This is a genomic window from Candidatus Laterigemmans baculatus (assembly GCF_010367455.1).
In the GTDB taxonomy this organism is placed as follows: Bacteria; Planctomycetota; Planctomycetia; order Pirellulales; family Pirellulaceae; genus Laterigemmans; species Laterigemmans baculatus.
The window spans coordinates 1-20,884 of sequence record NZ_WRPR01000134.1 but is presented as its reverse complement, the minus strand read 5'-3'; the positions used below and the strand labels follow the sequence as shown (position 1 = coordinate 20,884).

Genomic DNA, 20,884 nt, shown 5'->3' with positions numbered 1-20,884 from the left:
CGTTACTGAGTTCGCTTGGAAGCAAGCCCCACGGGCTCGCGCATCGCCTGAATCAATTCTTCGGCGAAGGCTTTGACATCTTCGAGCATCGCCGCGCGGCCATCGTGCGCGGCGGCGATCCGGCGGACGAAGGCCGAGCCGACGATCAATCCGTCGGCGACCGGGGCGAGCTGCCGGACTTGCTCCGGACCGCTGATCCCGAAACCAATGCAGATTGGCAACTCGGTCTGCTCCCGCAACCAGCCGACGTTCTCGAGCAGGCTCGGGGGTAACTCGCGACGCTCGCCAGTGATCCCGGTGACCGAGACGACGTACAAAAATCCGCTCGACAACTCGGCGATCCGCAGCTGCCGATCGCGAGGCGTCGTGGGCGTGACCAGCTGGACGAGGCTAAAGTCGTGGGCGCGGCAGATCCGGGCCGCTTCGTCCGCTTCCTCAACGAGCAAGTCGGGAACGATCGCACCGCTGTAGCCCGCTGCCACGGCGCGACGGACGTAGGCCTCAATCCCGGTCCGGAGCATGATCGAGTAGCTGACCATGGTGACCATCGGCAGACTCAGCGGCGGCTGCGGCGAGCCGCTGCGGAGCGACTCGCCGAGCTCGAACAGCTGGCTCAGCCGAAATCCGCTCTCCAGGGCCCGCTGATACGAAGCCTGAATCACCGGCCCGTCGGCAATCGGATCGCTGTAGGGAACCCCCACCTCGCACATGTCCGCACCGGCCTCGGCGAGCGTGCGGATGATCGCCGCAGTCGTCTCGATGTCGGGATCGCCCGCGGAGATGAACGGAAGCAAAGCCTTGCGGCCCTCGGAGCGGAGCCTGGCAAACAGGACGTCGACGTCGGACATGCGTATTTAGGGAGGGAGGGGGAGACCGAGAGCATCGTGGCAGCGGAAGCGACCACTTGCAGACGCTGCGGCTTGCGTGAAACCTATTCGAGCGACTCGCCACGCAGACGAGCCAGTTCCATGGCGTCCTTGTCGCCGCGCCCCGAGAGGCAGATCACCAGGTGTTGATCCGCGGGCATGGTGGCGGCCACCTCCAGCGCCTTGGCAACCGCATGGCAACTTTCCAACGCCGCCATGATCCCTTCGTTGCGAGCGAGTTTGTCGAACGAGCCGAGGGCTTCGTCGTCGCGGCAACTGACGTAGTCGACTCGTCCGCTGTCTTTCCAGTGGCTGTGCTCGGGGCCCACGCCCGGATAGTCCAAGCCGGCACTCATCGAATGCACGTCGCAGGTTTGCCCGTCTTCGTCCTGCAGGACGTAGCTGTAGGAGCCATGCAGCACTCCAGGAGTTCCGAACGAGAGGGGCGAGGCATGCTCGCCAGCCGATGCCCCGCGGCCCCCCGCTTCAACTCCCACCAACCGCACTTCGGTGTCTTCGATGAACGGGTAGAACATCCCGGCCGCGTTGCTCCCCCCGCCGACGCAGGCGACGACGCAGTCGGGCAGCCGACCGATCTGCTCGAGGCTCTGGGCGCGGGTCTCGCGGCCGATGACCGCTTGGAAGTCACGGACCATCATCGGAAATGGGTGCGGACCGATCACGCTGCCGATGATGTAATGCGTCTCAGCGACCGAGGCCATCCAGTCTCGCATCGCTTCGTTGACCGCGTCGCGAAGGGTCCGCGAGCCGCTTTCCACCGGGCGGATCTCGGCGCCGAGCAGTTTCATGCTGAACACGTTCGGCTTCTGACGCCGCACGTCCTCGGCACCCATGTAGACGACGCAGGGGATGCCAAAGTGGGCGCAGGCCGTGGCGGTCGCCACCCCGTGCTGGCCCGCACCGGTCTCGGCGATGACCCGCTTTTTGCCCATCCGGATCGTCAGCAGAGCCTGGCCGAGCGTGTTGTTGATCTTGTGGGCGCCGGTGTGGTTGAGGTCTTCGCGCTTGAGCCAGATCTGGGCTCCACCGACCAGGGACGAGAGCCGTTTGGCGTGATACAGCGGCGAAGGGCGGCCGACGAAGGTTTTGAACAGCCCTTCGAGCTCCTGCTGGAACTCGGGATCTCGCTTCGCCTGCTCGTACTCGGCCGAGAGCTGGTCGAGGGCGGCGGTCAGCGTTTCCGGAACAAAGCGTCCCCCGAACGCACCGAATCGCCCGCGGGCATCGGGCCACTGGGGGCGGTTGGACGCACCGGAAGAAGGCGCGCCGGAAGAGGGCACGTCGGGAGAGACGGGGCTCATAAAGGCGTCGGGGGCGATCGTTGCGATTCGAAGGAATGGGAACGATCGATTGTCCGGTGAAACCGTCCGCAGGTCAATCGACCGCCCTCTCCCAGTCGGCCCGCCCTGTTGCGGTCGGGGTCGACGCGCTCCGCGCCACCCCTGCCCTCCAACGCAGCAACCCCCCGATCACTTCTCAGGTCTCAGCAGCCGAAAGGTGCTGAGATCCCGAGGGGCAATGAACGGGGGGGCAGCGAAGTTTGTCAGCGCAGCCGTTTCAGTTACGGTTGCTCGACCACGTCTTCGGTAACCTCTTCGGCGTCCTCAGCAGCCGGCTCGAGCGGTTCTGCCGGGGCGGGCGTCGTGGCTTCCGCAGCCTCCTCGGCCGCTTCGGCTCGCTCTTCCGCCTGCTCTTGCTCCAGGTCCTGTTGAGCTTCATTCAGCTCTTGCTGCTCTTCTTGCAGATCCTCTGCCGCTTCACGGCGCTCTTCGGCCGGCGATTCGGTAAAGATCCCTTCGTTCGTCGGAGTCGGGTCCAACGCTCCCGGTTGCTGCTCCGCCTGTTCCAGGTCTTCGCGGGCTTCGATCACATCTTCGCGCTCGTCCTGAACCTCATCCGCGGCGTCTTCGCATCCGAGGAGCAATCCGGCCAGGGCCAACGAACCGAGAACGCTGAACCATTTTTTCTGCATCTTCATCAAACTGTCTTCCTGTGCTGAGCAAGGGTGAGTTCCCGCGATGCGGGCTGCGAACCGTTTGGAGGCCACTCGGTAGCAACGCACGTGCCAAGTTCTTCAGTCCTCTTCTCCGAGCGGCTCAATCAGCGTCTGGTCTGCGGAATCTGCTTCCGGATCGTCGGCATAGGTGTCGACTTGCCGCCGGTCCATTTGCAGATCCTTGTTTTCCTGCACGACTTCGCCGCAGCCCGCCGCGATGGCTAGCAGCACTGTAGCGGCCAAGCAACTGCTGCCCACGAGTTGCCGGCGGCAAGCGGAGCGAAGGAAGCGGAGGGTTGTCATGATCGGGCTCCAACACGAGGAGAGTGGGGCAAAAAAATGACCGCCTCGGCCGGTGCCGAGGCGGTCAGTGGGAAGCGAGCTGAGTCAGGCAGGGGAGCTGCTTGAGCTCAGGCTGCTGTGGGCCGGACGGTTAGTCCTGCGACTGCTGGCTTTCGTTTTCGCCGAGCAGAACCGTCGGCTCTTCGGTATTGATCGGACGCTCGAGGTCGTCGGTGCTGACCTTCGCGTTGACGCGAATCTCACCCTCACCGGTCGCTTTGGTGGTGATGATCCAGCGGACCTGCTGATCCGGTCCGAGCTCTTCGATCGGCGCGAAGGTCATGCTGCCTTGGCTCGATTCGGCTTCGCTCGGGCCATCGGCGTTAACCAGCTCGAGTTGCTCGGGCAATTCGACCGAGACGCTGACGTTCTTGGCCGGCGCTTCTCCCTGGTTGCGGACGGTCAAGAAGTAGGTCACTTCGCTCCCTTGCGGAACGGTCCCTTCGTTGTCGACGAGGCTGACCATCAAGTCGGGCAGGAGCACGACGCGGGTGGTCGCCATCGCCATGCTGCGGGTCAGGGCCACAGCTTCGTCACGGTCGCGGTCGCCGGGGCAGCGGTGCATCGCGACGACCTGCGTCTTGATCTCCTCAAGACCTTGCGGGCGAAGAGCGTAATCGAACGCGATGGTCTGACCCGGCTCGAGCCGCTCGATCCGCATTTCCTCAGCCGTCACCAACTGCATTTCCTGCTGCCGGTTTTGGTCCTGCTGCTGGTTTTGGTCCTGCTGCTGGTTTTGGGCCTGTTCGCTGACCGCCGGAGTCGGCTGCTGCTGCGGGTCATTCTGCCGACCTTGCTGGCCGCTCGGCTGGACCTTCTGGTCGCTCATCCGCATCTGACCGATGTCGATCAACCGCGCCTGTTCGGGGAGGTTGAGCGCGACCATCACGTTCTCGACCGGAGCGTTGCCGGTGTTGGTAATCCGCGCGGTGTAGTTGACCGTTTGGCGGCCATAGACGCGGCGATCGCCATCGACGGCCACGGCCAGATCGGCCTGGACGACGCGGGTTTCAGGGGCGCGGCTGCGGTTTTGCAGTTCCCCGTCGGCCGATTCGGCGGTCGCCGGGCTGCTGAACGTGCCGGCGCGGGTCGCTACCAGATTGGCGACGAATTCCCGGGTCTCGCCCGCTTTGAGGCCGTCGTCGAGGCGGAATTCGAGGCTCGCCTTGCCGCTCTCGGTTTCGATCCCCTCGGGGAGCTGGTCGCGAACGATGAAGGACTCGAGGTCGCCGGTGCCCGGGTTCTTGACCGTGTACACGAACTGCAGCGGGTCACAGATATTGATCTGTTCCGGCGCATTCTTGGTCAGCTCCAGTTGCGGTTTGACGACTTTCGTCGTGACGCACAGCGAGGGCGTGTAGGAGGTGATCATGAAGCAGGTGTCGGCTTGACCCTGCTCGTTGCCGGTGGCCTGCACTTCGATCGTCCGCGACTCGCCCGGACCCAGCTGGTCGATCGTCCAGCGGTTCTTGTCCTGCTGCTGGCCCTGTTGCTCTTGGTCCTGCTGCTCTTGGTCCTGTTGCTGATCTTGCTGCTGCTGTTGCTGGCGGCCTTGCATGCTGGCGCTCTGGACCGAGACCGAGGAGGCCGGTTTCTGCTCGATCTTGACGTTGTGCAGCGTGATGTTGTCCGATTGATTGCTGACGGTGACCCGATAGCTGAACTGTTCGCCAGCGCGGATCTCCGCCGGCACGTCGGCCGAGAGCCGCAGCAATTCCGCTGAGGGAATCGTCAGCGCCTGGACTTCGCCCCGTTGGGCTTCGGGCCGCTGGGCTTCGGGCCGCTGGGCTCGCTCGGCTCGATCCCGCTGTGCGGGGGCCTGCTGTGCGGAGGCCTGCTGTGCGGGGGCTGGGTTCGCGGAGGCGAGAATCGCCAATCCCGCGAGGGCCGGTGTCAACCAGCCTTGAAGAGAGTGGTGAAGCATGTCATCCATCCTGATACGAGGAACTGCCTGCCCAATCGAAAGACGGTGAGTTTCGCGGTCGCGCACAGTTAGTGGGCAGGACGATAGGGGGGCGACGCGTTGTTGCTCGGAATGCGGCAAACACGATGCCAGAATGGCGGCCAAAAGGGGCGGATCGCAAAGACGGGCGGCGCGAAGGTTAGAATGCAGGGGCCGCCGTGGCTGCGAGCTGGCCCAACGAATGCTCTACGCGAGACGGTCTCCCGTCATGGTTTTACCGATTGAGAGTTGATGCCTACATCAAAATCTTCGCCCGCCGACGGCTCCCCGCCCGACCCCTCCGCGACCGCCGCAAATCTCCAGGCGAGCAGCGAGGCGGGCGGCGGGAGCGAGCGAGCGAAATGCGGAGTGGTGGGAGTCGGTGCGTCAGCAGGTGGTCTGATGGCGCTCGAAGCACTGTTCGCTGAGATGCCAACCGACACCGGATTGGCGTTCGTGATCGTCCAGCACCTCTCCCCCGACTTTCGCAGCCACATGGGCGAGTTGCTTGGGCGGCAGACGCAGATGCCGGTGCGGGTCATCGCCAGCGGCGACGCCGTCGAGCCCAACACGCTCCATCTGCTCCCGCCCCGCAAGGAGGTCGTGCTCGATGGCGATGTGCTGCGGCTGACCGACAAGACGACCGGCGGCGGGCTGAATTTGCCGATCGACCGCTTCTTTCAATCGCTCGCCTCGGACTCCCGCTCTCTGCGAGCGGTGGTCGTGCTTTCGGGGACCGGCAGCGATGGCTCGCAGGGACTTCAGGACGTCGCCCGCAGCGGCGGACTGGTGCTCTGCCAGGACGAGCAGACGGCGACCTTCAACGGGATGCCGCTCAATGCCCAAGCGACCGGCTGTGTTGATCTGGTCCTCCCGCCCGAGCAAATCGCTTCCGCCTTGGCCAGCTACGCCGCCGGAACGAACAAAGCCGAACTCAAAGGGGCCTTTGGTCCCGACTTCAGCCGCGAACATCTCGAAGGCATTTTCAATCTGCTCCAACAGCACTCGGGAATTAACTTTCGCGAGTACAAGGGCTCGACCATCGGGCGGCGGCTGCAGCGCCGGATGAAGCTCCGCGGGATCGAGGACCTCGACGAGTACACGCAGCGACTGTCGGAGGATCCCGACGAGCGGGACGCTCTGCAGCACGACCTGTTGATCGGGGTGACCGATTTCTTCCGCGATGCCGATGGCTATGAATTGCTCGCCCGGACGGTGATCCCCCAGCTGATCGCCGGCGTGGAGAATCGCGGGGAGAGTCGTGGCGAGAGTCGTAGGGAGAGTCGCGCGGAAAGTGGCGAGGGTGGGGAAGCGGGCGAGCCGAGGGAGCTTCGCGCCTGGGTCGCCGGCTGTGCGACCGGCGAGGAGGCGTATTCGCTGGCAATGCTCCTGTGCGAAGCCTTCGAGGCGGTGGAGAAGCCGGCGAAGTTCAAGATTTTTGCCACCGACATCCATCGCCAGGCACTGAAAAAAGCCTCGCTCGGAATCTACACCGAAACCGACCTGCGAGGGCTCAGCGAGCGGCGGCGGGAGCGATTTTTCAGCGAGCTGGTCGACCGCCCCGGCTCGTTTCAAATTTGCAAAGCGATCCGCGAACGGATCGTGTTCGCCCCGCACAACGTGGCACATGATGCGCCGTTTACGAACATCGATCTGCTGACCTGCCGCAATCTGTTGATCTATCTCCAGGATCCCGCCCAGCAGCGGGTCCTGGGGCGGTTCCACTTTGCGCTCAACACCGAGGGGGTGTTGTGGCTCGGGCCGAGCGAATCTCCCGGGAGTCTGCGGAGCGAATTCACGGCTCTCGACAGCCACTGGAAGCTGTTTCGCAAGCGACGCGATGTGCGGCTCCCCAACCAGCTCAACTTTCCCCTGACCCGCTCCAGGCCCGAAGCCGCGCTCCACGAGGGGAACTTCGGCCGGCCGCCGCGGGAGCGCAACCTGGTCCGCAGCTACGACTGGCTGCTCGAGCGATTCATGCCGCCGGCCCTGCTGGTCGACGAGCAGGGAGGCGTGCTGCAAGTCTTCGGGGCGGCTGACCGCTGGGTGCGGATCGGCCGCGGGCGCGTCGGTACGACGCTGCAGGAATTGGTCGTCGAGGAGCTCCGCAGCCCCTTGAACGCCGCCCTGCACCACGCCCGCCAACGCGGTACCGTCGTCCGCTACGGACGCTTGCAAGCCGCCGGAGAATCCTTCGACGTGGTCGTCGAACCGGTTCCCCAGGAGACGGCGGGGACCCCCCACTATCTGATCCTCTTCGACGGCGCAACCCCCGCCGAGGGCTCCGCCCCGCCCGCGACCCAAGGGCTCGAGACCGGTTCAGCCCCGGCGGCCGAAGGCTCTCGCAACGAAGCTCCCAGCGAGGGGACTCGCGCTCCAAAGGCTCGCATCGACGAGGAACGGCTCGACGTCGAGGAGCTTCGCCGCCGCCATGTGCAGTCGCTCGAAGCCGAACTGCAGCGGACGCGGGAGAACCTGCGCGCGTCGATCGAAGAGCTGGAGACGACCAACGAGGAATTGCAGAGCACCAATGAGGAGCTGACCAGCAGCAACGAGGAATTGCAGAGCACCAACGAGGAACTGCATTCGGTCAACGAAGAGCTGCACTCGGTCAATTCGGAAACGCAGCGCCGCAACGACGAGCTGATCGAGTTGACCAACGACATGGAGAATCTGCTGGCCGCGACCGACGTCGGGGTCCTATTTTTCGACGAGGAGCTGCGGCTGCGGCGGATGACGCCGCGGATCGCGGAAACGTTGGGATTGGCCGAGGGGGATTTGGGGCGCCGGATCGAGACCCTCGCCCCGGTGATCGACCAAGTCGATTTGGCCACCGCGGCTCGCAGCGTGCTCGCCGGCGAACCTCCGCACCAGAGCGAAGTGGTCGACCCGCTCGGTCGCCCCTCGTTGCTGCAACTGCTGCCTTATCATTCGGGCGGGACGATCTCCGGGGTGATCGTGATGCTCGTCGACATTTCGGTGCTGCGGCAGACCGAGGAGGCACTGCGGCTGCGGACGCGGGCGATCGACGCCGCGGTCAACGGGGTCATCGTCGTCGACGCGCTCGGCGAAGACATGCCGATCATCTATGCCAACGAAGGCTTCCATCAGCTGACCGGCTACAGTTCCGAGGAAGTTATCGGCCGCAATTGCCGGTTCTTGCAGGGACCGAAAACCGATCGCAACAAGATTCAAAAAATTCGCGAAGCCATCCAAGCCGGGCAGAGCTGCCGGAGCTTGCTGATCAATTACCGCAAGGACGGCAGCACCTTCCATAACGACCTGCAGATCACCCCGGTCCGCCAACCCGACGGTCGGATCAGCCACTTCGTTGGCATCCAGCACGACGTCACCGAATTGATCAACGCCGAGGCGGCGGTCCGTCACAGCGAGGCTCAGCTGCAGCGGAGCGAGAATCTGGTCGGCCGCGTGCTCGAGAGCCTGACCGACGCCTTCTTTTCGCTCGACTCCGACGGTCGCCTGCTGTACATCAACCCCGCGGCCGAGGACCTGTTCGACCAGCCGAGCGAAAAACTCATCGGCCAGCCGATCGAGGCGGTGTTGCCGGCTGCGGTCGCCAACAGCCTCCGCGAGCCCTTTGCGGTGACCTTTGAATCGCAGCAGCCGACGCGGTTTGAGCTGCAGTACGAGGAACGCAACCGGTGGTTCGAAGTCCGCTGCTTTCCGACCGAAGAAGCCCTCTCGGTGTTCCTGGTCGACACCACGGCGCGGAAGCAGGCCGAGCAGTATTTGCGCGAAGCTCGCCGCGCGGCTGAGGACGCCAACCGAGCCAAAAGCGAATTTTTGGCCAACATGAGTCACGAAATTCGCACCCCCATGACGGCGATCCTCGGCTTCTCCGACGTCGCCCTGCGGCAGATCTTCGAAGGCAATTCGGTCGACGCCGATCACCTGATGACGATCAAACGCAACGGCCAGTATCTGCTGCGGATCATCGACGACATCCTGGACCTCTCCAAAATCGAGGCGGGCAAGTTCCAGATCGAAACGAGCCGCTTCCACCTGCCCAGGATGATCCACGACATCGAGCAACTGCTCCGCCTGCGAAGTACCCAGGCGGGCGTGACGATCTCCTTCGAACTCGAGGGACCGGTCCCGCTGAGGATCGCCACCGACCGCTCGCGGCTACAGCAGATCTTGATCAATCTGCTCAGCAACGCGATCAAATTCACGATCGCCGGCTCGGTTCGTTTGACGATCTCCTGCACGGCGACCGATGCCGGATCGGAGCTTAAGTTCGTCGTCTCCGATACCGGAATCGGAATCTCACCCGACAAGCTCAAAGACCTGTTCCGCCCGTTCACCCAGGCGCACAAAGAGGGCGTGGGCCAGCGGTTCGGCGGGGCCGGATTGGGGCTCTCGATCTCCCGGCGGTTGGCCCGCGTGCTCGGTGGCGACATCACCGCCGAGAGTACCGAAGGGGAAGGAAGCGAGTTCACGCTCACCCTGCCCGTGACGGTCGCTGGCGAGCCGTGGATCGATTCGCTCGAACACGCCCCGCCGCCGAAGAGCGAGGAGCGGAAGCCGACGCCGCTCCCCGAGCTGCACGGAAGAATCCTCGTCGCCGACGACCAACGCGACGTGTGGCGGATCACCCGGCACTTTCTGGAAAAGGCGGGCGCCGAAGTCGTGATCGCCGAGAACGGCCGGCAAGCGGTCGATCTGGTGCGGGAGGCCGAAAGCGGCGGCGATGGAGCGAAACCCTTCGACATGATCCTGATGGACATGCACATGCCGATCATGAACGGCTACCAAGCGGTGCGGATCATTCGCGAGCTCGGCTATCAGCGGCCGATCGTCGCCCTGACCGCTGCGGCGATGAAGACCGAGCTCGAACAAGCCCTCACGGCCGGTTGCGACGAGACATTGACCAAGCCGATCAACGCCGTCGGACTGGTCCGCAAAGTCGCCGAGTTGATCAACGGGAACTGAGTACTGAGTGCTGAGTACTGAGTACTGAGCGTGGGGCGAGCACCTATAATGGAACCTCTCCCTCCCCTTCCTCAGCCCTCCCCTGCCCCATGTTCCGATTCGCTCGCCTCTGCCTGGCCGCTTCGCTTCTGGGCGGCGTGGGGCTGCCCGCGACGGCGACCGCGGAGCCTCCGTCGGCCACTGCGAAGCCTCCTGCGGACGGTGCAGCCCACGTCGACTTCACGTCGCAGATCCAGCCGTTGCTCTCGGATCGCTGCGCCCTCTGCCATGGTCCCGATGCGGCGACTCGCGAAGCCGAGCTCCGCGTCGACACGCCCGATCTGCTGAGCCGCCAGTCGCACAGTGGCGGCTTGGAGGCGATTGTGGTTGCCGGCGACGCTGCGGCGAGCGAGCTGGTGCGGCGGATCACCAGCGATGATCCGAGCGAGCGGATGCCGCCGCCCGAATCGAATCTGGCCCTCTCACCGGAAGAGATCGCCCGCATCACCCGCTGGATCGACGAGGGAGCCGAGTGGCAGCAGCACTGGTCGCTGCGGCCGATTCACTCGCCGGAGGTTCCCTCGCCCGCCGCCGACCGGGCTCCGCCGCCCAGTGCGATCGACGCGTTCATCGAAGCCCAGCTCGCGGCCCAACTCGCGGCCGAGCGACTGCGGCCACTCGGCTCCGCCGATCCCCACTCGCTGATCCGCCGCCTCTCGATGGATCTGACCGGACTGCCTCCCTCCCCGGAAGAGGTCGAGCGGTTCGCTGCGGACTCCGATCCACAGGCCTACGAGCGGCTGGTCGACCGCTTGCTCGCCTCTCCCGCTTTTGGCGAACGGATGGCGACACCGTGGCTCGACTTGGCTCGCTACGCCGACACGTACGGCTACCAGGCGGATGTGTATCGCGACGTCTGGCCGTGGCGGGATTGGGTTATTCACGCCTTCGCCTCGGGACTTTCCTACGATGACTTCCTCACCCAGCAATTGGCCGGCGACTTGCTCCCCGCCGAGCAGCTTTCCGGTTCCACCCCCCGCGACGCCGCCCTAGCGACCGCTTTCAATCGCCTCCACCGCCAGACCAACGAAGGGGGAAGCGTCGAGGAGGAGTTTCGCGCCGAGTATGCCGCCGATCGGGTCAATACGTTTGGGACCGCCGTGCTGGGGCTGACGCTCGAGTGCGCCCGCTGCCATGATCATAAATACGACCCGATCAGCCAGCGTGACTACTACCGGCTGTTCGCCTTCTTCAACCAGATCGACGAGTCGGGCCTCTACTCGCACTTCACCGACGCAGTGCCGACGCCCGTGCTGGATCTGCCGACCGCGGCCCAACAGCAAGCCCTCGACGCAGCCCGCACCGCCGCCAAGCAGGCCGAGCGGGAGTACCGCGAACTCCGCGACAAGCGGTTGTCCCTGAGCCCGGAGCGAGCCGCGGCCGATCCCGCTTCACTCGCAGGACTGTGGAGCGACGAAGTGGGACGATTTGAGTTCGAGCCTGCTGCCGCAGCCAAGCCTGCTGCCGAAGCCAATGGGGCCGCGGCAATCTCGCTGGCCAACGCCATCGCGGGCGGAGCTGCGGGGAAATGGATTGGGCAGCCGGTTCCCTTTCCTGGGCTCGCCGCCGACGCAGCCTCCGCCGACGAGCCACAGCGGCCGCGCCACGCGATCGAGTTCGACGGGGAGAACGGCTTTGAGACCGAGGTCGGCGGTGACTGGGATTGGTGGCAGCCGTTTACGATCGCTCTCTGGTTGCGGCCGGCGGTCGAGCACCAGCGAGCAGTCGTCTGGCATCGCTCGCGGGCCTGGACCGATGCGGGCAGCCGGGGTTACGAGCTGTTGAACGAGGAGGGACGGCTCTCGGCGGCGCTGGTCCACTTTTGGCCGGGGGATGCGGTGCGAGTCCGGACGGTCGAGCCGCTTCCCGCAGCGGAGTGGTCGCACGTCGCGGTCCGCTCCGACGGCAGCGGCCGGGCAGCGGGACTGCGAATCTTCGTCGACGGACAGCCGGTGGAACTGGAAGTGATTCGTGATTCGCTCAAGCGGACGATCCGCGGCGGCGGGGCTACGACGCTCGCGCTCGGCAGCCGGTTCCGCGATCGTGGCTTCACCGGCGGCGCGGTCGCCGAGCTGCGAATTTTTGAGCGAGACCTGTCGGCGGTGGAAATTGCCCTCCTCTCGGCCGGCCCCCAAATAATCGCGGACCGGGGAGCGATGGCGGCCCCGGGAGCAATTGCAGGCCCGGCGGAAGATTTCGAGCCGGAGGCGCTGCGGCTCGCTCTCCTCGAGGCGAGTGACGCGGAGCTTCGGCAGGCTCGAGCGACGCTTCGCCAGCGGCGGCAGGAGTGGGCGGCCGCCCGCGATGCGATTCCCGCCATCATGGCGATGGAGGAATTGGCCGAACCGCGAGCGACCTACGTGCTTCGCCGCGGCCAGTACGACGCACCTGGCGAAGAGGTCAGCGCCGGCGTCCCCGAGACATTTGGGCCGATGCCGTCATCGCTCCCTCGCAACCGGCTCGGCCTGGCCCGCTGGGTGACCGATCCAGAGCATCCGTTGGTGGCCCGAGTGGTGGTCAATCGCACTTGGCAGATGCTGTTCGATCGGCCGCTCGTGGCGACGCCCGACGATTTTGGTATGCAGGGCGAGCCGCCGACCCATCCGCAGCTGCTGGACTACTTGGCCCACACGCTGATCGCGGAGGAGTGGGACCTGAAGCGACTCGTCCGCCGCATCGTCACTTCGGCCGCCTACCGCCGCGCGTCCTCGGGCGATCCGCACCTGCATGCGGTTGATCCGGAAAACCGGCTGCTGGCTCGCGGTCCGGAATCGCGGTGGCCGGTGGAAATGATTCGCGACGCAGCGCTGGCTGTCGGCGGATTGCTCGACCGCCGGATCGGAGGTCCTCCGGTACGGCCCTACCAGCCGCCGGGGTTGTGGGAGGAAAAGCAAGCGGGAGCCAAGTACGTTCGCGACCTGGGATCGGGGTCCCATCGCCGAAGTCTCTACACGATTTGGAAGCGGACCAGTCCGCCTCCTTCGATGATGATTTTCGATGCCCCGGGGCGGGAGGTCTGTGCGGCGAGTCGAGCCACGACCGAGACGCCGCTGCAAGCGTTGGTGCTTCTGAACGACGAACAGTATGTCGAGGCGGCTCGCGGCGTCGGCTTTCTCGTGCTCCGCGGCTCGACCGGAGATGCCGAGGACTACGCCGAGCGGCTTTGGCTTCGCATGCTGGGCCGGCTGCCGCTCGAGGAGGAACGGCGGACCATCGTGGCTTTCGTGAAGCAGCAAGCCGAGCGGTTTGACGCCGACCCGGCCGCTCGCGACGCCTATTTGGCGGTGGGCGATTTTTCGCCGCAGCTCGACTCGCCGCTCGACTCGCCGCTCAACTCGCAGTCCGACTCGCAGCTCGACCGTTCCGAGTGGGCCGCCTGGAGCGTTGCCGCGCAAATGCTGATGAACCTCCAAGAATGGGTCAGTCGCCGATGAACGTGTTGCCGGAGGACTCGATGCGCTCTCCCCACCATCCACCGCACCTGGCTCGGCTCGTGTCGCAGACGCCAATCGAACTCACGAGGCGGCACTTTTTCCGCCGCGGCGGGCTCGGCATTGGGTCCGCGGCGCTCGGGGCGTTGCTGGCGCGGGAAGGGTCGGCCGCCGAGGCGAGCGGTATGCACGAGGGGTTGGGGCCGGGGGCGGCGCTGGCGGAGTATCACCATCGACCGCGGGCTCGGCGGATGATCTCGCTGTTCATGAGTGGCGGCCCGTCGCAGATGGATCTGTGGGACGACAAGCCGGTGCTCCGCGAGCGGAACGGCCAAGAGCTTCCCGAGTCGGTGCGGCAGGGTCAGCGATTGACTGGGATGAGCGGGAACCAGTCGCGGCTGCCGCTGGCCGGCTCGATCTTCAAATTTGCGCGGTACGGGGCGAGCGGGATTCCGGTCAGCGAGCTGCTGCCGCACACCGCGCGGATCGCCGACGATTTGTGCATCGTCCGCAGCGTCTACACCGAGGCGATCAACCACGACCCGGCGATCACCTTCATGCAGACCGGCTCGCAGATCGCCGGCCGACCGTCGCTCGGCGCGTGGCTCAGCTACGGGCTCGGTTCGGCCAGCGAGGAACTGCCGACGTTCTGCGTGATGATCACCCAGAACCAGGGGGGCCAGCCGCTCTACGCACGGCTCTGGGGAAGCGGTTTTCTGCCGGCGACGCATCAGGGAGTCCAGCTACGGGCCGGTGCCGATCCGGTTCTGTACCTGAACAACCCGCCGGGGATTTCTCGCGGGGCTCGGCGGGAGATGCTCGACACCCTCGCGGAACTGCACGCGATCGACCAGCAGCGAACGCTCGATGCGGCGGTTCGCCAGCGGGTCGAGCAGTATGAGCTGGCCTTCCGGATGCAGCGTTCGGTCCCCGGCGTGGCCGATCTCAGCGACGAGCCCGAATCGACCTTTGAGCTCTATGGCGAAGCGGCTCGCCAGCCCGGCACGTTTGCCGCCAACTGCCTGATGGCTCGCCGGCTCGTCGAACGCGGGGTGCGGTTCGTCCAGCTGTTCCACCAAGGATGGGATCAGCACGGCGGCTTGCCGGCGGGGATTCGCCGGCAGTGCGAGAGCACCGATCAAGCCTCGGCGGCTTTGGTGACCGATCTCAAACGCCGCGGAATGCTCGACGACACGCTGGTCGTCTGGGGAGGCGAGTTCGGCCGCACGGCGTACAGCCAAGGAGCTCTGACGGCGACCAATTACGGCCGCGACCATCATCCTCGCTGCTTTACGATGTGGCTCGCTGGCGGGGGAACGCGGGCTGGCTCGGTGTATGGGAAGACCGACGAGTTCAGTTACAACATCGTCGAAAACCCGGTCCATGTGCATGACTTGAATGCCACGCTGCTGCATCTGCTCGGCGTCGATCACGAGCGGCTGACCTACCGCCATCAGGGACGCCGCTTCCGCTTGACCGACGTCGAAGGAACCGTCGTCGAAGCGTTGCTGGCCTGACGAGCAAGACCATCATCCGCCACTCGCTATCCCGGATTATTCATGCGTCTGGATAGATGTGGTGCAAGTCGATGTGGTGTTTGAAGTTGCGACAGACCGTCGCGAGACAGTGCGTTAAATCAGCCGCCACGCGCTAGCGTCCGGTTCTTACGGAGTTTTCGAGAACCGGGGGCTAGCGCCCGGCGGCTGATGAATAATCCGGGCTAGCGCCCGGCGGCTGATGAATAAACCGGGCTAGCGTCCGGTTCCTGCAGCCTCGGAATCCCTTTTCCGTGGCCGCCAGAGATTTGAGTTGACTTGAAGGAGGATTGCTTGCCGGAGCTACCAGAAGTCGAAACGATGCGTCGCGGGCTGCTGCCGGTCGTCGGGGCGACGATCGAGGAGGCGGCATTGCCCCCCTGTCGCTTGCGTCCGATCTCCTGGCGGCCGACGTTCGCGGAGTTTCGCCGCCGGGTCCGAGGCCGCCGGATCGTGGAGGTGGGTCGCCGCGGCAAACGCGTCCTGCTGCAGCTCTGCGACGACTCGCTGATCGTCATCGAGCCGCGGATGACAGGGCTCGTGCTGCTGGCCGACCCGCCCGGCGAGGAACATCTGCGGTTGCGGCTCCGGCTGATTCCGGAGGGGGGCGGAGAGGGGCCGCGAGAGCTACTGTTTTGGGACCGCCGTGGATTGGGGACGATTCGGCTGCTCGCGGCCGAGGAGATCGAGGGGGTGCTCGGCAGCGCGCGGCTCGGGCCAGACGCTTTGGCGATCGATGCGGCGATGCTCCGCGAGCGGCTGGGCGGGAGCCGACGGGCGATCAAGGTCGCGTTGCTCGACCAGCGTGCGGCGGCGGGCATTGGCAACCTGTACGCGGCAGAGATTCTGTTTACCGCGGGAGTCGATCCGCGTGCCCGCTGCGATCGCTTGACCGGCGCCCAGTGGGAACGGATTGCGGCGGCGACGCATGCGATCTTGAACGACGCGATCCTCCACGAAGGATCGACTCTGTCCGACGGCACGTACCGCAACGCGCTGAACGACCCGGGCAGCTATCAAAATCACCACCGGGTTTACGATCGAGCCGGGGAGCGCTGCCGGCGGTGCGAAGCCGCCACGATCGAGCGAATTGTCCAAGCCCAGCGAGCGACTTTTTTCTGCCCTGGCTGCCAAACTCGCCGCGGGCGCCATCGGTCGGTTCCGTAGGATGAACGGTTCCGCGTCGTCCCCCGAAGAGGCCTCAAACCGTTTGACTTTGAGGGGACGGATGTTGGATGCTGTAGTGAACCAAGCGGTTCGAATCACAAGGGACGACAGGTGCGAGAAATAACGGATTCTCTGCTCACGCGGCGTGGCTTGCTGCGCACGGCGCTCGCGGCCGGGGCGGTCGCTGCTGGCGTACGTCCCACCTTCGCGCAGGCTGTGGATCGAGATCCCCGCTGGAACGATACGGTTCAGAAGGGGCTCGAGTGGCTCAGCCGCAATCAGTCGTCGCGTGGCCAGTGGAACACGCAGGTGTATCCCACGGCGCTAGCGGCGCTTGCCGGAACGGCAATGATTTGCAGCGGTTCGACCACGACCCAGGGGCCGTACGCGCGCGAGATCGCTCGGGCGAGCGACTACATCCTCACCAAGGCTCGGGCCAACGGGCTGATCGGCGACCCCCAAACCGACTCCCGCTACACCTACGGCCACGGCTTCTCCATGCTGTTCCTCTCCCAGGTGTTGGGGGAAGAGGGGCTGATCGATCGCCGCGAAGAGTTGGTCGAAGTGCTGAGCAAAGCGGTCGAGTTCAGCGGCAATGCGCAGACCCCCGCCGGCGGATGGGGCTACGTCTCGGCCCGCGAGGGAAGCAATTTTGACGAAGGCTCGACGACCATTACCCAGGTCCAGGGGCTCCGCGGCTGTCGCAACGCAGGGATTCCGGTTCCGGCCGAAATCATCGATCGGGCGAAGGATTACATCTATCGCTGCAAGAACGCTGATGGCGGAATCAGCTACAGCAGCCGCCAAACCGGCAGCAGCCGACCGGCGATTACCGCAGCCGCTCTCGCCGCCCTCTACAACGCGGGCGATTACGACAGTGAACACGTGCCGGACATGCTGGCCTACGCCAAAGAAACGCTCCACGACATCAACGACGGAGCGCGGGCGTTCGGCCACTGGCACTACACCTACCTGTACTACGGCCAAGTGGTCTATCGCCAAGGCGACGAGCTGTGGTTGCCGTTCCGCAAGAAGCTGTACGACCACATCGTCGCCGAGCAGCACGCCGACGGGTACTGGGAAGGTCAGATCCATCCGGTCTACGTGACCGCCTGCAATCTGATCATCATGCAGCTCGACCTCGGCTATCTGCCGATCTACCAGCGGTAGGTTAGTCGCCGACGGCGGCGATGGTGAATCAGCCGCCGGGCGCTAGCCCACGGTTTCCTGCAACGCTGCAAAAACCGGACGCTAGCGCGTTGCGGCTGATGGTTGCCACAATCGTCGGCTTTCGCCCCCCTCAGCGGGCGATGTCGTAGGCGAAGATCAGGTCTTGGTCGCGGATCAGCACCATCTGGTCGGCGATCACCGGATGGGCCCAGATCGCCCCGCTCTTCCTGGCGATCTCCGTCTGCTCGGGGAGCGTCAGCGAGCCGACCGGTTTCCAGCCTTCGCGGCTCGGCTCGACCAAGACCAGCGAGCCGTCTTTGTCGTTGTAGCAGTACAGTCGGCCGTCGGCGTAGGCGATCGAACCGCTCTTGTTCGGTCGCAGCGTCTCGGCCCACAGCGTCTCACCCGACTCGAGATCCTGAGCCATCCAGCGGCCCCCGTCGGCTTTGGTGAATCCGTAGATCACGCCGTCGACCAGCACGACCCCGCCGTGGTGGTTCTGCATGCTTTTGTGCTGCAGATGGTAGACCTGGGTGGTGGCCAGCCCGTCGCTGGTCTTGTTCAGCCGCAGTAGCGCGTTGCCCGCGCCGTAATCGGAGGTGTGATAGACCAGGTCGCCGGTGGCGATCGGCGTGGGGATCACCGCGACGTTGTTCCCGGTGACGGAGCTTTCGAAGAGCTTCGCGCCCGACTCGGGATCGACTCCGAGCAGCCCCGATTTGCTCACGTTCAGATAAACCGGCACCCCTTCGAACTCGTGGCGAATCACCGAGCCGTACTGGGCCGGAGCGTCGATTCCTTGGCTGCCCCAGACTTTGTTGCCCGACTTCTTGTCCAGAGCGACCATGAAATTTTCGCCGCCGGGGGTCACGACGACGCGGTCGCCGTCGATCAGCAACGACTCGGCGTAGCCCCAGTTCGGGACGCTGCCGCCGAATTCTTCGACCAGGTTAACCGACCAGAGGAGCCTCCCGTCGGAGACCTTCAGGCAGCCCACCGTACCGATGTCGCTGAGCGCGTAGACGTGCTCGCCGTCGACCGTGGGGGTGCTCCGCGGACCGCCTCCCCAGCCATGGGCGTAGTCCTGGTCGACCGACGCGCGGCTGATCGGCGTTTCCCAAATTCCCTCGCCCGTCGACGCATCGATACAGATCACGAAGCATTGGTCGCCCCGAGAGCCCATCGTGTATAACCGACCGTCGACGACTGCGAGGGTCGAGTAGCCTTCACCGGCGTTGCGGAACTGCCACTTGAGCTTCGGGCCTCCCTCGGGCCAGGACTGCAGCAGCGATTGGGGAGCGGCGTGCCCGTCCCGGTTGGGACCACGCCACTGCGGCCAATCGGTCTCGCCCCCTCGAGCGATCGGAGCGAGCTGCACCACCGCTGCCAGTAGGCAAGCGGCACCAACGAAAAAGGAGCGATTGGCAGGCATAGCGTGGTCGAACCTGAGGTAGGTCGGGAGGGGGCATGTCGGGAGCTGGCAGGAATGCACTATCTTCGGAATTCCGAGCGAGCTCTGCAATTCGTGCCTGCAACAAAATAACAGATTCGCTGCTCAACGAATGTGGGCTGCGAGCGTGATCGACGAGGGTGCTCTTGAGTCTCCGTGAAACACTCTCCTACTCCACTTCTCGCGAACGCTTCCGCCAGCAAGCCGAGGAACACGGCTGGCAGCTGGCCGCGCTCGAGCCGCCCAGCAGCAGCTCAGCGGACGGGCCTGCGGACGGCCCCGCGGACGGGCCTGCGGACGGGCCTGCGAATTCTGGCGAGACGAGCGGGGCCTCGATCGACGTTGCCTGCCGCGGGCCCGATGATGCCTCGCGGACGCTGGTGGTGACGGCGGGACTGCATGGCGTCGAGGGCTATTTTGGCAGCAGCCTGCTGCTCGATTGGTTGCGGGCGGCGGAGGGACTGCCGACGCAGGCTACCGCCAGCCCGCTGCGATTGCTCGCCGTGCACTGCCTCAACCCCTTTGGGTACGTCCACCGACGGCGGACCAACGCCCAGAACATCGACCTGAACCGCAATTTCATGCTCCGCGGGGAACGTTACACCGACGCGCCCCGGTTCGACGCCGAGCTGGACGCCTTGATGCATCCGACCGGACCGGACGCGTGGAGGACTTTCTTTCGCTTGCGGTTGGCATGGATGGCGGCGCGACGCGGACCGAAGCGAGTCCAGCAAGCGATCGCCGGAGGCCAGGCTGGCAATCCACGGGGCCTGTTCTTCGGCGGGCTGAGCCCGAGCCCTTTCGTCGCGTGGTGCGAGCAGCATTGGCCGCGGATCGTTCTGCCGCCGGGAGTTGGCCCTCGAGACTCGAACCACCAGATCACCCATTTCGATCTGCACAGCGGCCTGGGAGCGTTCGGTTCGCTCAAGCTGCTCCTCCAACCGGGCATCGATCCGGCGGGGGTCCAGTGGATGCGAAGCCGCTTCGGAGGGGCGATGGTCGTGCCTCCACCACCAGCCGACGCAGGGCCGAAGGGGACGGCGCGGCCGACAGGGAGGGCGCGGCCGACGGCGAGGGCTGGCGACCTGCCGTACCAGGCCCGAGGCACCTGGGGGCGATGGCTCCAGAACCGCTTTCCGCACGGCTGTTACCGATACGCCTGTGCGGAGTTCGGCACCTACAACGCGCTGCACGTCCTCGCCGCGCTCCGTCAGGAGAATTTCGCCTGGCATCACTACGGAGCCGGTTCGGCCGAACATGAGCGAGCCGCCGACCGCCTCCGCGACACCTTCTATCCCCCCAGCACCCGCTGGAGAGCCACCGTCCGAGCAAAATTCCTCTCCCTCGCAACCGCCGCAGCCCACCCCGCCGCCGATGACACGCCCGGCAAATAGGAGCTGACGGACGGAAGTCTCAAAAACTCCGCGATTGCAGCGGGGGAAGTTGGACCACGGATAACGCGGATGCCGCAGATGGGATTGTGCGACGCCTTTCTGACTTATCTGCGTTCTCCGCGTGATCTGCGGTCGTTGTCCTTCCTGGACCGAGCAATCGGCTGGCGATGCAGGATGGTGGCGATTGCAGCGTGGGAAGTTGGACCACGGATAACGCGGATGTCGCAGATGGGAGTGTGCGACGCCTTTCCGGCTTATCTGCGTTCTCCGCGTGATCTGCGGTCGTTGTCCTTCCCGGACCGAACAAACGGCTGGCGATGCAGCGTGGTGGCGATTGCAGCGTGGGAGGTTGGACCACGAATAACGCGGATGCCGCAGATGGGATTGTGCGTGTCCTTCTGGCTTATCTGCGTTCTCCGCGTGATCTGCGGTCGTTGTCTTTTCTGGACCGAGCAAACGGCTGGCGATGCAGCGTGGTGGCGATTGCAGCGTGGTGGCGATTGCAGCGGGGGAAGTTGGACCACGGATAACGCGGATGTCGCAGGTGGGGTTGTGCGCGTCCTTCTGGCTTATCTGCG

General features: G+C 65.2%; 13 protein-coding genes. 7 read left to right on the top strand and 6 right to left on the bottom strand.

Features of this window, described 5'->3' with window-relative positions:
- Nucleotides 1-2: 2 nt before the first annotated feature.
- The 5 genes from trpA to GNK13_RS19870 all read right to left on the bottom strand — a co-directional run bounded on the left by trpA (nucleotide 3) and on the right by GNK13_RS19870 (nucleotide 5,149).
- Nucleotides 3-848, bottom strand: coding sequence for a tryptophan synthase subunit alpha (trpA, locus tag GNK13_RS19890; RefSeq protein ID WP_164104309.1), 846 nt, complete (start codon nucleotides 846-848; stop codon nucleotides 3-5).
- Nucleotides 849-931: 83 nt separating this feature from the next.
- On the bottom strand, nucleotides 932-2,188 hold the full coding sequence (gene trpB / locus GNK13_RS19885; protein WP_164104308.1) for a tryptophan synthase subunit beta: 1,257 nt from the start codon (nucleotides 2,186-2,188) through the stop codon (nucleotides 932-934).
- A 260-nt stretch (nucleotides 2,189-2,448) separates the two neighbouring features.
- Nucleotides 2,449-2,865 carry a hypothetical protein gene (locus GNK13_RS19880; protein ID WP_164104307.1) on the bottom strand — a complete coding sequence of 139 codons (417 nt, stop codon included), beginning with the start codon at nucleotides 2,863-2,865 and terminating at the stop codon, nucleotides 2,449-2,451.
- A gap of 96 nt (nucleotides 2,866-2,961) precedes the next feature.
- Nucleotides 2,962-3,186 (bottom strand): hypothetical protein, encoded by a 225-nt coding sequence (locus tag GNK13_RS19875; RefSeq protein ID WP_164104306.1) that lies wholly within the window; start codon nucleotides 3,184-3,186, stop codon nucleotides 2,962-2,964.
- 130 nt (nucleotides 3,187-3,316) lie between these two features.
- On the bottom strand, nucleotides 3,317-5,149 hold the full coding sequence (locus tag GNK13_RS19870; RefSeq protein ID WP_164104305.1) for a DUF11 domain-containing protein: 1,833 nt from the start codon (nucleotides 5,147-5,149) through the stop codon (nucleotides 3,317-3,319).
- Between the two features lie 270 nt (nucleotides 5,150-5,419).
- Between GNK13_RS19870 and GNK13_RS19865 the strand changes: the two genes are divergently transcribed.
- The 5 genes from GNK13_RS19865 to GNK13_RS19845 all read left to right on the top strand — a co-directional run bounded on the left by GNK13_RS19865 (nucleotide 5,420) and on the right by GNK13_RS19845 (nucleotide 17,462).
- Complete coding sequence (locus GNK13_RS19865) at nucleotides 5,420-10,120, top strand: chemotaxis protein CheB (protein ID WP_164104304.1); 4,701 nt, start codon at nucleotides 5,420-5,422, stop codon at nucleotides 10,118-10,120.
- An 89-nt stretch (nucleotides 10,121-10,209) separates the two neighbouring features.
- Nucleotides 10,210-13,593 carry a DUF1553 domain-containing protein gene (locus tag GNK13_RS19860; protein ID WP_164104303.1) on the top strand — a complete coding sequence of 1,128 codons (3,384 nt, stop codon included), beginning with the start codon at nucleotides 10,210-10,212 and terminating at the stop codon, nucleotides 13,591-13,593.
- A gap of 20 nt (nucleotides 13,594-13,613) precedes the next feature.
- Entirely contained in the window at nucleotides 13,614-15,107 is a 1,494-nt protein-coding gene (locus tag GNK13_RS19855; RefSeq protein WP_203329162.1) for a DUF1501 domain-containing protein, read from the top strand.
- A 312-nt stretch (nucleotides 15,108-15,419) separates the two neighbouring features.
- Complete coding sequence (gene mutM, locus GNK13_RS19850) at nucleotides 15,420-16,292, top strand: bifunctional DNA-formamidopyrimidine glycosylase/DNA-(apurinic or apyrimidinic site) lyase (RefSeq protein WP_164104302.1); 873 nt, start codon at nucleotides 15,420-15,422, stop codon at nucleotides 16,290-16,292.
- Between the two features lie 120 nt (nucleotides 16,293-16,412).
- The gene (locus GNK13_RS19845; protein ID WP_203329161.1) at nucleotides 16,413-17,462 is read left to right on the top strand and encodes a prenyltransferase/squalene oxidase repeat-containing protein; all 1,050 of its coding nucleotides are present in this window, start codon (nucleotides 16,413-16,415) and stop codon (nucleotides 17,460-17,462) included.
- A gap of 130 nt (nucleotides 17,463-17,592) precedes the next feature.
- On the opposite strand, the gene GNK13_RS19840 is transcribed toward GNK13_RS19845, so the two are convergent.
- Complete coding sequence (locus GNK13_RS19840) at nucleotides 17,593-18,894, bottom strand: PQQ-binding-like beta-propeller repeat protein (RefSeq protein WP_164104301.1); 1,302 nt, start codon at nucleotides 18,892-18,894, stop codon at nucleotides 17,593-17,595.
- A gap of 164 nt (nucleotides 18,895-19,058) precedes the next feature.
- Between GNK13_RS19840 and GNK13_RS19835 the strand changes: the two genes are divergently transcribed.
- Both GNK13_RS19835 and GNK13_RS21570 read left to right on the top strand, forming a co-directional pair.
- Entirely contained in the window at nucleotides 19,059-20,306 is a 1,248-nt protein-coding gene (locus GNK13_RS19835) for a M14 family metallopeptidase (RefSeq protein ID WP_164104300.1), read from the top strand.
- 369 nt (nucleotides 20,307-20,675) lie between these two features.
- Nucleotides 20,676-20,884, top strand: a 209-nt coding sequence (locus GNK13_RS21570; RefSeq protein WP_203545387.1) for a hypothetical protein, incomplete at its 3' end; no start/stop codon positions are given.